A 13,119-nucleotide genomic window follows, 5' to 3' on the forward strand; every position below is an offset into this window, starting at 1 on the left:
CCGGTCCGGGGACGAGGCAGATTCAAGCGATGCGAACACGAAGGAGGCAGCCATGCGGATGGCGATGTGGACGGGGACGCGGATGTGGGTGCGGGTGCAGGTTCGGCTGCGGGCGGCGGTGGACGGACGGCGGCGGGACGCCGGAATGTCGACATCGGAGTACGCGATGGGGACGATCGCCGCGTGTGCCTTCGCCGCGGTGCTCTACAAGGTCGTCACGAGCGAAGTGGTGTCGACGGCGTTGCAGTCGACGATCGGGAAGGCGCTCGATGCGCCGTTCTGACCGGGGCTACGTGACCGCCGAGGCGGCGTTGGTGTTGCCGGCTCTGGTCGTCCTCGCGACGGTGCTCGTGTGGGCGCTGCTGGCGGCTGCCGCGCAGATCCGGTGTGTGGACGCCGCCCGGGCCGGGGCCCGGGCGGCGGCCCGCTCGGAACCGCCCGCGCGGGCGGTGGCCATCGCGCGGGAGTCGGCCCCCGACGGGGCGCGGATCGCCCTGGAGCGCTCCGGGGAGCTGTGGCGGGTGCGCGTGGAGGCCCCCGCTCCGGGCCCGGCGGCGTTGCGGGTGCGGCTCGGGGCGGAGGCGGTGGCGCTCGCCGAGGACACCGTGGGGGTGGGGCCGTGACCGGGGATCGGGGTCGGGACCGGGGGTCGGCCACGGTGTGGGCGGCGCTGGTGGCCTGCGCGCTGTGCGCGGTCTTCGGCGGGGTGCTCACGCTGGGGCAGGTGGTGGTGGCGCGGCACCGGGCGGCCGCGGCGGCGGACCTGGCGGCCCTCGCCGCGGCGACGCGGTGGACGGAGGGCGCCGAGGCAGCCTGCGGAACGGCGGTGCGGGTGGCGCGGGAACAGGGGGCGCTGTTGGTGGAGTGCGTGGTGACCGGTGAGGTGGCGGACGTCAGGGCCCGCGTCGTGAGGGGGCCGTTCGCCCCGGAGGTCCGCTCCCGTGCGGGCCCTGCGGAGGAAGCCCCTGCAGCCCGCGAGGGCCCGCCAGCCCCGCCGGATCACCCGAGCGGGCGTCCTCCGCCGGGAGGGCCGTTCAGTCCGGCCGGGGGGCCGGGTCCGGAGGGGCTGCCCGGTCATGGTCGTCCGGAGGGGGCGGCGGGGCGGAGGCCAGCAGCCGGGTGAGGAGGCGGACGGCGCCGCGCTTGTGGAGGGGGTCGTTGCCGTTGCCGCACTTGGGGGACTGGATGCAGGACGGGCAGCCCGCCTCGCATTCGCAGGCGGCGATCGCGTCGCGGGTGGCGGTGAGCCACTCGCGGGCGGTGTGGAAGGCCCGTTCGGCGAATCCGGCGCCGCCGGGGTGGCCGTCGTAGACGAAGACCGTCGGAAGGAGGGTGTCGGGATGGAGCGGCACGGACACGCCGCCGATGTCCCAGCGGTCGCAGGTGGCGAAGAGCGGGAGGAGGCCGATGGAGGCGTGCTCCGCGGCGTGCAGGGCGCCGCCGAGGATCTCCGGGTTGATCCGGGCCTCGTCGAGCTGGTCCTCGGTGACCGTCCACCACACGGCGCGGGTGCGCAGGGTGCGCGGCGGCAGGTCGAGCTTGGCCTCGCCGAGCACCTCGCCGGTGATCAGCTTGCGGCGCAGGTAGGAGACGACCTGATTGGTGACCTCGACGGAGCCGTAGCAGAGCCGGGCCTGCCCCCAGGGGATCTCGGTCTCGGTCTCCAGGACGGAGATGGAGGTGGTGTCGCGGGCGGTGGTGCTGAACGGCGGGCTGGCCTCCTCGACGAGGGCGACCGGGCCGTGCGGGTCGTTCAGGTCGAGGTGCTGCACCAGGTACGTGCGGCCCTGGTGGAGGTGGACGGCCCCGTCGTGGACGGCGGTGTGGGCGGCGGACTCGTCCACGGTCCCCAGCAGCCGGCCGGTCGACGCCTCCACGATCTGTACTGGGCTGCCGCCCCCGCCGCGGATGTCGGCGAGGTCGGACGCCCGCTCGCGCCGGGTCCAGTGCCAGGCCGTGGCCCGCCTGCGGAGCAGCTTCGCAGCCTCCAGCTGGGGCAGGAGGCCGGGGGCCGCCGGGCCGAAGAGCTCCAGGTCGGCCTCGGTCAGCGGGAGCTCGGCGGCCGCCGCGCACAGGTGCGGGGCCAGGACGTACGGGTTGTCGGGGTCGAGGACGGTGGCTTCCACGGGCCGCTGGAAGAGGGCCTCGGGGTGGTGCACGAGGTACGTGTCCAGCGGGTCGTCGCGGGCGATCAGCACGGCCAGGGCGCCCTGGCCGGAGCGGCCCGCGCGGCCGGCCTGCTGCCACAGGGAGGCCCGGGTGCCCGGGTATCCGGCGATCAGGACGGCGTCCAGCCCGGAGACGTCCACGCCGAGCTCCAGGGCCGTGGTGGCGGCCAGGCCCAGCAGCTCCCCGGAGTGCAGGGCCCGCTCCAGGGCCCGGCGCTCCTCGGGGAGGTAGCCACCGCGGTAGGCGGCGATCCGGGCGGGCAGGGAGCCGTCCACGCCCGCCAGGCGCTCCTGGGCGATCAGGGCGATCAGCTCCGCGCCGCGCCGGGAGCGGACGAAGGCGACCGTGCGGACGCCCTGCACGGCGAGGTCGGTGAGGAGCTCGGCGGTCTCGGCGGTGGCGGTACGGCGCACCGGGGCGCCCTTCTCGCCCTGGAGCTCGGTGAGCGGGGGCTCCCAGAGGGCGAAGACCACCTCGCCGCGGGGCGAGGCATCGTCCGTGATCTCGGTGACCGGCAGGCCGGTCAGGCGACTCGCGGCCACCGCGGGGTTGCTCGCGGTGGCCGAGGCGAGGAGGAAGACCGGGTGCGCGCCGTAGCGGGCGCAGATGCGGCGCAGACGGCGCAGGACCTGGGCGACGTGGGAGCCGAACACGCCGCGGTAGGTGTGGCACTCGTCGACGACCACGTAACGCAGGGTGCGCAGGAAGGAGGACCAGCGGGGGTGGGCGGGCAGTATCCCGCGGTGCAGCATGTCGGGGTTGGTCAGGACGTAGTTGGCGTACTGCCGGACCCATTCGCGTTCCTCGACCGGCGTGTCGCCGTCGTACACCGCGGGGCGGACGGCGTTGCCCAGCGGGGCGGCCAGCTCCCGTACGGCGCGCCGCTGGTCGGCGGCGAGGGCCTTGGTGGGGGCGAGGTAGAGCGCGGTGGCGCCCCTGCCGTTGGGCGCGGCGGCGCCGTCCGCCAGGGCGCTGAGGACCGGGGCGAGGTAGGCGAGCGACTTTCCCGAGGCGGTGCCGGTGGCCACGACCACCGACTCGCCGTCGAGGGCGAGCTCGGCAGCCGCTGCCTGGTGCTCCCACGGGTGCTCGATGCCCGCCTGCTGAATGGCGGCTACGACATCCGTTCGGATGCGATCGGGCCAGACTGCATGGCGGCCCTCCCGAGGGGGCAAATGCTCCGTATGGGTGATGCGCGCAGCACGGCCCGGCCCCCGTGAGAGCCGGTCCAGGACCGTGCCGGGAGAGGGTCGTGAGTCCGCGGCTGCCGTGGGCTGACCGGGGCGGTGAGTGTTGGCCATTGGAACCGAGTGTGTCACCGGCGTGCGGGACAATGGACTGAAGGCGTCGTGCGCGCCTGCCGGTAAGTGATTGAATGCCATCGCGGCTGCCAATCCGTCCCCTACCTTCGGATGGGGAGGCCCCTGGGGGGCGCCGCTCGATAGCAAGGTGCTGGAGGATCCGTGGACCTGTCCCTGTCGACTCGCACTGTCGGCGACCGTACGGTCGTCGAGGTCGGTGGCGAGATTGATGTGTATACCGCGCCCAAGCTGCGCGAGCAGTTGGTCGAGTTGGTGAACGACGGCAGCTACCACCTGGTTGTCGACATGGAGCGGGTGGACTTCCTCGACTCCACCGGCCTCGGCGTGCTCGTGGGCGGCCTCAAGCGCGTCCGGGCGCACGAGGGCTCGCTGCGCCTGGTGTGCAACCAGGAGCGCATTCTCAAGATCTTCCGCATCACCGGGCTGACCAAGGTGTTCCCGATCCACACCTCGGTCGACGAAGCCGTCAGCGCCACCGACTGACGCTTTCCGGAGTAGCCGGAGTAGGAGTGGGGGCACCGGGCCGAGAGGCCCGTGCCCCTGCCGAGCACGCCCGAACGTCCGAGGGGGAGCCCATGGCCACCGTTGAACTCCGTTTCAGCGCCCAGCCCGAACACGTCAGGACGGCCCGCCTCGTCGCGGCCGCCGTGGCGCGCCGGGCCGGGGTGGAGGAAGCCCTGCTCGACGAGGTGAGGCTCGCCGTCGGCGAGGCCTGCTCGCGCGCCGTGGGCCTGCACCGCGGCCACGGCGTCTCCGAACCCGTTCGGGTCAAGCTCACCGACGAGGAGAAGGTCTTCTCCATCGAGGTCGGCGACGGGGTGCCGGGAGCGGCGGCCGGCGCGGGCCCCGACGGCGCCCGTACCGAAGGCGCGGCCGACGCCGATGCGGACGGTGAGGACGAGATGGGGCTCGCCGTGATCAGCGGGCTCGTCGACGACGTCGACGTCTCCAGCGACGAGACGGGCGGCGTGATCCGGATGAGCTGGCCGCTGTACGACACTCCGGAACTTCCCTGATCCCTTCGCGGATCGTCCGGCAGCCGGAGATCATTTTTCTGAGATCATTTCCGGTCCTACCTTCCGATCTTATTCAAGGCCCTGCTGAGCAGGGCCTTTTTCATTTCTCTAGATCACTGATCAGGCGTCAATGCTTTTGCCCCATTACCGCTTTCGAGGGTAAAGAAGCGCGACGATCAATTGCTGAGGAGCAAGAGCGCGCCAATTCCGTTTCCCGCGTACTGTTTTGATCAGGTGACGCTCCCTACAATCCGTCCACATCTTGAGCTCATCACGTCAAGGAGGACGTATGACGGGGCTCTTCACCCCTCTCGAGCAAGCCCGCACCGCCGAGCTCGCGGCGGCAGTACTCACGGATGACAACCGTCTCATCGTGATGGTGATCGCGGCCGTGGCACTGGCGGCCCTGGTCGTCGCGCAGCTCCTGGTACGCCAGGTACTCGCGGCCGACGAAGGCACCGACAAAATGAAGGAGATCGCGGCGGCCGTTCAGGAAGGCGCGAATGCCTATCTGGGCCGGCAGCTGCGCACCCTGGGCGTATTCGCCGTCGTGGTGTTCTTCCTGCTCTTCCTGCTTCCCGCGGACGACTGGTCCCAGCGGGCCGGACGTTCCGCATTCTTCCTGGTCGGCGCGCTGTTCTCGGCGGCCACCGGATACATCGGCATGCGGCTGGCCGTACGGGCGAACGTCCGCGTCGCCGCGGCCGCCCGTGAGGCCACTCCCGCACCCGGAGAACCGCAAAAGGATCTGACCGCAGTCGCCCACAAGGCGATGCGGATCGCATTCCGTACGGGCGGCGTGGTCGGCATGTTCACAGTGGGGCTCGGTCTGTTCGGAGCCTCCTGCGTCGTGCTGGTCTACGCCGCCGACGCCCCCAAGGTCCTGGAGGGCTTCGGCCTCGGCGCCGCGCTCATCGCGATGTTCATGCGTGTGGGCGGCGGCATCTTCACCAAGGCCGCCGACGTGGGCGCCGACCTGGTCGGCAAGGTCGAGCAGGGCATTCCGGAGGACGACCCGCGCAATGCCGCGACCATCGCCGACAACGTGGGCGACAACGTCGGCGACTGTGCGGGCATGGCGGCCGACCTCTTCGAGTCGTACGCCGTCACGCTCGTCGCCGCGCTCATCCTCGGCAAGGCCGCCTTCGGCGACCTGGGCCTGGCCTTCCCGCTGATCGTGCCCGCCATCGGCGTGGTCACCGCGATGATCGGCATCTTCGCGGTCTCCCCGCGCGCCACCGACCGCAGCGGGATGAGCGCCATCAACCGCGGCTTCTTCATCTCCGCCGTGATCTCCCTGGTGCTCGTGGCCATCGCCGTCTACGCGTACCTGCCGGCCACCTACAAGGAGCTCGCAGGCGTCGAGGACGCGGCCATCAGCGCGCACAGCGGCGACCCGCGCATCCTCGCGCTCGTCGCGGTCGCCATCGGCATCGTGCTCGCCGCGCTCATCCAGCAGCTCACCGGCTACTTCACCGAGACCAACCGCCGTCCCGTCCGGGACATCGGGAAGTCCTCGCTGACCGGCCCCGCCACGGTGATCCTGGCCGGCATCTCGGTGGGCCTGGAGTCCGCCGTGTACACCGCGCTGCTCATCGGCCTCGGCGTCTACGGAGCGTTCCTGCTCGGCGGCACCTCGATCATGCTGGCGCTCTTCGCGGTCGCCCTGGCCGGCACCGGCCTGCTCACCACCGTCGGCGTCATCGTCGCGATGGACACCTTCGGGCCGGTCTCCGACAACGCCCAGGGCATCGCGGAGATGTCCGGCGACGTCGAGGGCGCGGGCGCCCAGGTGCTCACCGACCTCGACGCGGTCGGCAACACCACCAAGGCCATCACGAAGGGCATCGCGATCGCGACGGCGGTACTGGCCGCGGCCGCGCTGTTCGGCTCGTACAACGACGCGATCAGCAACGCCGTCAAGGAGGTCGGCGCCAAGGCCGGGGAGATGAACCTCAGCCTGGACATCGCCCAGCCGAACAACCTGGTCGGGCTGATGCTCGGTGCGGCCGTCGTGTTCCTGTTCTCCGGCCTCGCCATCAACGCCGTCTCCCGGTCGGCGGGCGCGGTGGTCTACGAGGTCCGGCGGCAGTTCCGCGAGCACCCCGGGATCATGGACTACACCGAGAAGCCCGAGTACGGGCGCGTTGTGGACATCTGCACCAAGGACGCGCTGCGCGAGCTCGCCACACCCGGCCTGCTCGCCGTGCTCACGCCCATCGCCGTCGGCTTCAGCCTCGGCGTCGGCGCGCTCGGGGCCTTCCTCGCCGGCGCGATCGGCTGCGGCACGCTCATGGCCGTGTTCCTCGCGAACTCCGGCGGCGCCTGGGACAACGCGAAGAAGCTGGTCGAGGACGGGCACCACGGCGGCAAGGGCGGCGAGGCCCACGCCGCGACCGTCATCGGCGACACGGTCGGCGACCCGTTCAAGGACACCGCCGGCCCGGCCATCAACCCGCTGCTCAAGGTCATGAACCTGGTCGCGCTGCTCATCGCCCCCGCGGTGGTGCAGTTCAGCTACGGCGACGACACCAGCCCGGTGGTGCGCGCGATCATCGCGGTGCTCGCCATCGGAGTCATCGTCGGCGCCGTGTACGTCTCGAAGCGCCGCGGCATCGCGGTCGGCGACGACGCCGGCGGTACTGCGGAGCGGGCGGCCCAGCAGCCCGATCCCGCAGTGGTTTCCTGACACCTCACCGGCAGGCCCGAACGGCGGACGGGCGGCGCGCTCTGACGCGCCGTCCGTCCGCCTTTCTGCGTACCCGCGGGGATGGCGTGTATGTTCCGGGGCCGAGAGCCTTGGAAGGGACCAATCCGGTGAACAAGAAGCTTGCGTCCGCAGTGTCCGGCGGTGCGGTACTGGTACTCGTGCTGTCCGGCTGTGGCGACGACAACGAGAAGAAGGTCAACGACTGGGCCAAGAAGGTCTGCGACCAGGTCCAGCCCCAGGTCAAGAAGATCGAGGACGCCAACGCCGCGATCCAGAAGGAGACCACGGACCAGAGCAAGGCCGACGTCGTCCAGAAGACCGACTCCACGGCCTTCCAGTCCATGTCCGAGGCGTACAAGGCGATGGGCGCGGCCGTGCAGGGCGCCGGGGTCCCGCCCGTCAAGGACGGGCAGAAGACGCAGGACGCCGCCGTCGCGGAGCTCAACGGCATCTCCACCTCGTACGCGGCCCTCAAGAAGCGGGTCGACGGGCTGGACAGCAAGGACCAGGCCAAGTTCGCGGACGGGCTCAAGGACATCGCCGCCGAGCTGGACAAGCTCAGCAAGAGCGGCAACGAGGCCCTGACGAAGCTTCAGTCGGGCGAGCTCGGCAAGGCGATGAAGAACCAGAAGAGCTGCCAGCGGACCGAGGCGGCGACGCCCGGCCCCGGGCAGAGCTGACGCCCGCAGCCCCGCAGGGACCGCGCCTCCCGCTGCCGGTGTCCCGCACCCCGGGACACCGGCAGCCGTGCACCCCGGTACTACTAATCGGCGGGCCTGTGGACAGCTCGCAGCGATCCCCGCTGCCAGCCGACACAATGGGCGTTGTGAGTACCACCAGCCTCCCCTCGTCCGACCGCGCCTCCTCGCTCCGCGCGGCCCTGCTCTCCGCGGGATTCACCGCGGACGGGCTGCTCGACCTGCTCGGCGCCCCCGCCTACGCCGCGCTGGCCCGCAGCGAGACCGTGCCCGCCCTCCGTGCCACCCGGGGGGACGGCCCGCTGGCCACCCTCACCCGCCTGTTCCTGCTCCAGCAGCCGGTCCCGTACGTGCACGCGGCGGCCGCCCTGCCGGTCGAGGACGCCCTCGCCGACGGCTGGCTGCGCCGCGAGGGGGACGAGGTCCACGCCCGGGTCGACGTACGGCCGTACGGCGGACCGGACGGCGAGGACTGGTTCATCGTCTCCGACCTCGGGTGCGCGGTCGGCGGCGCCGGCGGGATCGGCAGCAGCGACGAGGGCGTGGTCCTCGGCGTGGGGGGTGCCTCCACCACCCTGGCCGGGATCACCGTGCGGGGGCCCGTCGACTCCGCGCTCGACCTCGGTACGGGCTCCGGCATCCAGGCGCTGCACGCCGCTCAGCACGCCACCCGCGTGACCGCCACGGACGTCAACCCGCGCGCCCTGGAATTCACCCGGCTGACCCTTGCGCTCTCCGGCGCTCCCGCGGCCGAGCTGGTGGCGGGCTCGCTGTACGAGCCGGTGGGCGAGAAGACGTACGACCTGATCGTCTCGAACCCGCCCTTCGTGATCTCGCCCGGAGCCCGGCTGACCTACCGCGACGGCGGCATGGGCGGGGACGACCTCTGCCGGACGCTGGTGCAGCAGGCCGGCGCCCGTCTGAACGACGGGGGGTACGCGCAGTTCCTCGCCAACTGGCAGCACGTCGAGGGCGAGGACTGGCAGGACCGGCTGCGCTCCTGGGTGCCGCGGGGCTGCGACGCGTGGATCGTGCAGCGCGAGGTCCAGGACGTCACCCAGTACGCCGAGCTGTGGCTGAGAGACGCGGGGGACCACCGCACCGACCCTCAGGAGTACGCGCGGCGGTACGAGGACTGGCTCGACGAGTTCGAGGCCCGCAAGACGAAGGGGGTCGGATTCGGCTGGATCACGCTGCGCAAGTCCGGTGCGCAGCAGCCCTCGATCGTGATCGAGGAGTGGCCGCACCCCGTAGAGCAGCCGCTCGGGGACACGGTCCGGGCGCACTTCGAGCGCCAGGACTACCTGCGCAGCCACGACGACGCGGCACTGCTCGAAGGTCATTTCCGGCTGGCCGGGGAAGTGGTCCAGGAGCAGGTCGGCATGCCGGGTGCCGAGGACCCGGAGCACGTGGTGCTGCGCCAGCAGCGCGGAATGCTGCGGGCCACCAAGGTCGACACGGTCGGGGCCGGATTCGCCGGAGTGTGTGACGGCTCACTCAGCGCCGGGCGGATTCTGGACGCGATCGCCCAGCTGGTCCAGGAAGACCCGGTCATGCTGCGGGACCGGACGCCGGAGGCGATCCGGATGCTCGTCGAGCAGGGCTTCCTGGAGCCGGTGCCCGCTCCGGCCGGCGACTGAGTTCACCCGGGGTTCGCCGGGATTTCGGTACTCCGTACAGCGGCGCGTGCCACGCTCCCGGCGAGGGAAGGGAGCGTGGCATGGAGAGCGGACCCGCGGTCTTCGCCGGGATGACGTTCATGCTGTTCGGCGTGGGGCTGCTGGCCTGGACGGGGGCCTGCGCGGTGCGCCGGGCGCCGGTCGCGGAGGGCGTGCGCCCCGCGGTCGCGGTCCCCGTGGCGCTGCTGGCCGGGGCCGCGTCGCTGGCGCTCGGGGTGTGGTGCCTCACCCGGGTGTGACACGCCGGGGCGGCCGGTTTCCGGGTCCGGCGAGATTGTCCTGATCATGGCCGGTGAAGGCCGGGTGGAGGGGCCGCGAAGGGATCGTGGACGGGTGGGGAACGTCCGGGTCCGGTGACGACGGCGGCATCCGGGCGGCAGGAATGGCACTAGTCGGGTTACCGTTCGAGTGGCCGTTGCGGGCTTCTGCCGTTTGACACGGGGGCGGGTTGTACCGTCACACTCCGCAGCGTCGCCGTACTGCGACCGAGTGCCGACCGGAGAGAAGAGCCAAGTTGTCCCCGACTAGCGAGACCGCAAAGGGCGGCCGCCGACTCGTCATCGTCGAGTCTCCTGCCAAGGCGAAGACGATCAAGGGCTACCTCGGGCCCGGATACGTCGTCGAGGCGAGCGTCGGGCACATCCGCGACCTCCCGAACGGCGCCGCCGAGGTGCCCGAGAAGTACACGGGCGAGGTGCGCCGCCTCGGCGTGGACGTCGAGCACGACTTCCAGCCGATCTACGTCGTCAATGCGGACAAGAAGGCCCAGGTCAGGAAGCTCAAGGAGCTGCTGGCCGAGTCCGACGAACTCTTCCTCGCCACCGATGAGGACCGCGAGGGCGAGGCCATCGCGTGGCACCTCCAGGAAGTCCTGAAGCCCAAGGTCCCCGTCCACCGGATGGTCTTCCACGAGATCACCAAGGACGCGATCCGCGACGCCGTGGCCAACCCGCGCGAGCTGAACCAGCGCATGGTCGACGCCCAGGAGACCCGCCGCATCCTCGACCGCCTGTACGGCTACGAGGTCTCGCCGGTCCTGTGGAAGAAGGTCATGCCCCGGCTGTCGGCCGGCCGCGTGCAGTCCGTCGCCACCCGCCTCGTCGTCGAGCGGGAGCGCGAGCGCATCGCGTTCCGCTCCGCCGAGTACTGGGACCTGACGGGCACCTTCGCCACCGGCCGCTCCGGTGACGCCTCCGACCCCTCGACCCTGGTCGCCCGCCTGAACACCGTCGACGGCCGCCGGGTCGCGCAGGGCCGCGACTTCGGTTCGAACGGGCAGCTCAAGAGCGACGTGCTGCACCTGGACGAGGCGAACGCCCGCGCCCTGGCCGCCGCGCTCGCCGAGACGTCCTTCGCCGTCCGCTCGGTCGAGTCGAAGCCGTACCGCCGCTCGCCGTACGCACCGTTCCGCACCACCACGCTCCAGCAGGAGGCCTCGCGCAAGCTCGGCTTCGGTGCGAAGGCGACCATGCAGGTGGCGCAGAAGCTGTACGAGAACGGCTTCATCACCTACATGCGTACGGACTCCACCACGCTGTCCGACACCGCCGTGTCGGCGGCGCGGGCGCAGGTCACGCAGCTGTACGGCGCCGACTACCTGCCGGAGAAGCCGCGCGTCTACGCCGGCAAGGTCAAGAACGCCCAGGAGGCGCACGAGGCGATCCGGCCTTCGGGTGATCGTTTCCGCACCCCGGCGGAGACCGGCCTGACCGGCGACCAGTTCCGCCTGTACGAGCTCATCTGGAAGCGCACCGTCGCCTCCCAGATGAAGGACGCGGTCGGCAACTCCGTCACCGTCAAGATCGGCGGCAGGGCGGCCGACGGCCGCGACGCCGAGTTCACGGCCTCCGGCAAGACGATCACCTTCCACGGCTTCATGAAGGCCTACGTGGAAGGCGCCGACGACCCGAACGCCGAGCTCGACGACCGCGAGCGCCGCCTGCCGCAGGTGGCGGAGGGCGACGCGCTGCGCGCCGACGAGATCACCGTGGACGGCCACGCGACCAAGCCGCCGGCCCGCTACACCGAGGCCTCGCTGGTCAAGGAGCTGGAAGAGCGCGAGATCGGCCGCCCGTCGACGTACGCGTCGATCATCGGCACGATCCTCGACCGCGGCTACGTCTTCAAGAAGGGCACCGCGCTGGTGCCGTCGTTCCTGAGCTTCGCCGTGGTCAACCTGCTGGAGAAGCACTTCGGCCGACTCGTCGACTACGACTTCACGGCCAAGATGGAGGACGACCTCGACCGCATCGCCCGGGGCGAGGCGCAGTCCGTGCCGTGGCTGAAGCGCTTCTACTTCGGCGGCGAGGGCGCCGCGCAGGACGCGTCGGCCGCCGGCAACGGCGACGGCGACCACCTGGGCGGCCTCAAGGAGCTGGTCACGGACCTCGGCGCGATCGACGCGCGCGAGATCTCCAGCTTCCCGGTCGGCGAGGGCATCGTGCTGCGCGTGGGCCGCTACGGCCCGTACGTCGAGCGCGGCGAGAAGGACGCGGAGGGCCACCAGCGGGCCGACGTGCCGGAGGACCTGGCGCCGGACGAGCTGACGGTGGACTTCGCGGAGGAGCTGTTCGCGAAGCCGAGCGGCGAGTTCGAGCTGGGCGCCGACCCGGTCAGCGGGAACCAGATCGTCGCGAAGGACGGCCGCTACGGCCCGTACGTCACGGAGATCCTCCCCGAGGGCACCCCGAAGACCGGCAAGAACGCCGTGAAGCCGCGGACGGCCTCGCTCTTCAAGTCGATGTCCCTGGACACCGTCACGCTCGACGACGCGCTCAAGCTGATGTCGCTGCCGCGCGTGGTGGGCGCCGACGCCGAGGGCGTGGAGATCACGGCCCAGAACGGCCGCTACGGCCCGTACCTGAAGAAGGGCACGGACTCGCGGTCCCTGGAGACCGAGGACCAGCTCTTCTCGATCACGCTGGACGAGGCGCTGGCGATCTACGCCCAGCCCAAGCAGCGGGGTCGCGCGGCGGCCAAGCCGCCGCTGAAGGAGCTCGGCACGGACCCGGTCAGCGAGCGCCCCGTGGTCGTCAAGGACGGGCGCTTCGGGCCGTACGTGACGGACGGCGAGACCAACGCCACGCTGCGGCGGGACGACGACGTCGAGACGATCACGCCGGAGCGGGGCTACGAGCTGCTCGCGGAGAAGCGGGCCAAGGGCCCGGCCAAGAAGACCGCGAAGAAGGCGCCGGCGAAGAAGGCCACGGCCGCCAAGAAGACGACGGCGAAGAAGGCGACGACGGCGACCGCGGCGAAGAAGACCGCGGCGAAGAAGACGGCGACCGCCAAGACGGCGACCGCGAAGAAGACGGCGGCCAAGAAGACCACGGCCGCGAAGACGACCGCCGCGAAGACGACGGCTGCGGCGTCGACGGAGGAGTAGGAACGGGGCTGCGGCCACCGTCCGGGGGGGGGGGGGGGGGGGGGGGGGGGGGGGGGGGGGGGGGGGGGGGGGGGGGGGGGGGGGGGGGGGGGGGGGGGGGGGGGGGTGGGTGTGTGTTTGGGGGGTGGGGTGGGTGGGGC

General features: G+C 71.7%; 11 protein-coding genes. 10 read left to right on the forward strand and 1 reads right to left on the reverse strand.

The genetic code is table 11. The features are described 5' to 3' along the window. Positions 1-52: 52 nt before the first annotated feature. From ACZ7H1_RS16030 to ACZ7H1_RS16040, 3 genes are read left to right on the forward strand one after another with little or no spacing between them, the layout of a single operon-like run. Positions 53-283 carry a DUF4244 domain-containing protein gene (locus tag ACZ7H1_RS16030; RefSeq protein WP_470787132.1) on the forward strand — a complete coding sequence of 77 codons (231 nt, stop codon included), beginning with the start codon at positions 53-55 and terminating at the stop codon, positions 281-283. Then, a complete protein-coding gene (locus tag ACZ7H1_RS16035; protein WP_470787133.1) occupies positions 270-623 on the forward strand; it encodes a TadE family type IV pilus minor pilin in 354 nt (117 codons plus the stop codon). The genes ACZ7H1_RS16030 and ACZ7H1_RS16035 overlap by 14 nt, the downstream gene beginning before the upstream one ends. Then, positions 620-1,123 carry an Rv3654c family TadE-like protein gene (locus ACZ7H1_RS16040; protein WP_470787134.1) on the forward strand — a complete coding sequence of 168 codons (504 nt, stop codon included), beginning with the start codon at positions 620-622 and terminating at the stop codon, positions 1,121-1,123. Before ACZ7H1_RS16035 ends, ACZ7H1_RS16040 begins: the two co-directional genes overlap by 4 nt. Here the strand turns inward: ACZ7H1_RS16040 and ACZ7H1_RS16045 are convergent. Further along, entirely contained in the window at positions 1,035-3,551 is a 2,517-nt protein-coding gene (locus ACZ7H1_RS16045; protein WP_470787136.1) for a DEAD/DEAH box helicase, read from the reverse strand. The two genes, ACZ7H1_RS16040 and ACZ7H1_RS16045, sit on opposite strands and share 89 nt — an antisense overlap. A gap of 81 nt (positions 3,552-3,632) precedes the next feature. On the opposite strand from ACZ7H1_RS16045, the gene bldG reads away from it, so the two are divergent. The 7 genes from bldG (at position 3,633) to topA (ending at position 12,979) form a co-directional block, all read left to right on the forward strand. Beyond that, positions 3,633-3,974, forward strand: a complete 342-nt coding sequence (gene bldG, locus ACZ7H1_RS16050) for an anti-sigma factor antagonist BldG (RefSeq protein WP_046926810.1) — start codon at positions 3,633-3,635, stop codon at positions 3,972-3,974. A gap of 92 nt (positions 3,975-4,066) precedes the next feature. Further along, entirely contained in the window at positions 4,067-4,507 is a 441-nt protein-coding gene (locus ACZ7H1_RS16055) for an ATP-binding protein (RefSeq protein WP_470787138.1), read from the forward strand. Positions 4,508-4,796: 289 nt separating this feature from the next. After that, positions 4,797-7,196, forward strand: a complete 2,400-nt coding sequence (locus ACZ7H1_RS16060) for a sodium-translocating pyrophosphatase (RefSeq protein ID WP_470787140.1) — start codon at positions 4,797-4,799, stop codon at positions 7,194-7,196. A 128-nt stretch (positions 7,197-7,324) separates the two neighbouring features. Further along, positions 7,325-7,897, forward strand: a complete 573-nt coding sequence (locus ACZ7H1_RS16065; RefSeq protein WP_470787142.1) for a small secreted protein — start codon at positions 7,325-7,327, stop codon at positions 7,895-7,897. Positions 7,898-8,034: 137 nt separating this feature from the next. Then, positions 8,035-9,555 (forward strand): DUF7059 domain-containing protein, encoded by a 1,521-nt coding sequence (locus ACZ7H1_RS16070; protein ID WP_470787144.1) that lies wholly within the window; start codon positions 8,035-8,037, stop codon positions 9,553-9,555. 80 nt (positions 9,556-9,635) lie between these two features. Next, entirely contained in the window at positions 9,636-9,833 is a 198-nt protein-coding gene (locus tag ACZ7H1_RS16075) for a hypothetical protein (protein ID WP_470787145.1), read from the forward strand. Between the two features lie 275 nt (positions 9,834-10,108). Next, complete coding sequence (gene topA, locus ACZ7H1_RS16080) at positions 10,109-12,979, forward strand: type I DNA topoisomerase (RefSeq protein ID WP_470787146.1); 2,871 nt, start codon at positions 10,109-10,111, stop codon at positions 12,977-12,979. The last annotated feature ends 140 nt before the right edge of the window (positions 12,980-13,119 follow it).

The sequence above is a fragment of the Streptomyces sp. NPDC037401 genome, assembly GCF_055602345.1.

What these genes read in the sequence shown, in the direction of transcription:
- ACZ7H1_RS16030 (WP_470787132.1), top strand. Translation starts at nt 53, where the DNA reads ATGCGGATGGCGATGTGGACGGGGACGCGGATGTGGGTGCGGGTGCAG.
- ACZ7H1_RS16035 (WP_470787133.1), top strand. Translation starts at nt 270, where the DNA reads ATGCGCCGTTCTGACCGGGGCTACGTGACCGCCGAGGCGGCGTTGGTG.
- ACZ7H1_RS16045 (WP_470787136.1), bottom strand. Translation starts at nt 3,551, where the DNA reads ATGGCATTCAATCACTTACCGGCAGGCGCGCACGACGCCTTCAGTCCA.
- ACZ7H1_RS16055 (WP_470787138.1), top strand. Translation starts at nt 4,067, where the DNA reads ATGGCCACCGTTGAACTCCGTTTCAGCGCCCAGCCCGAACACGTCAGG.
- ACZ7H1_RS16060 (WP_470787140.1), top strand. Translation starts at nt 4,797, where the DNA reads ATGACGGGGCTCTTCACCCCTCTCGAGCAAGCCCGCACCGCCGAGCTC.
- ACZ7H1_RS16070 (WP_470787144.1), top strand. Translation starts at nt 8,035, where the DNA reads ATGGGCGTTGTGAGTACCACCAGCCTCCCCTCGTCCGACCGCGCCTCC.
- ACZ7H1_RS16075 (WP_470787145.1), top strand. Translation starts at nt 9,636, where the DNA reads ATGGAGAGCGGACCCGCGGTCTTCGCCGGGATGACGTTCATGCTGTTC.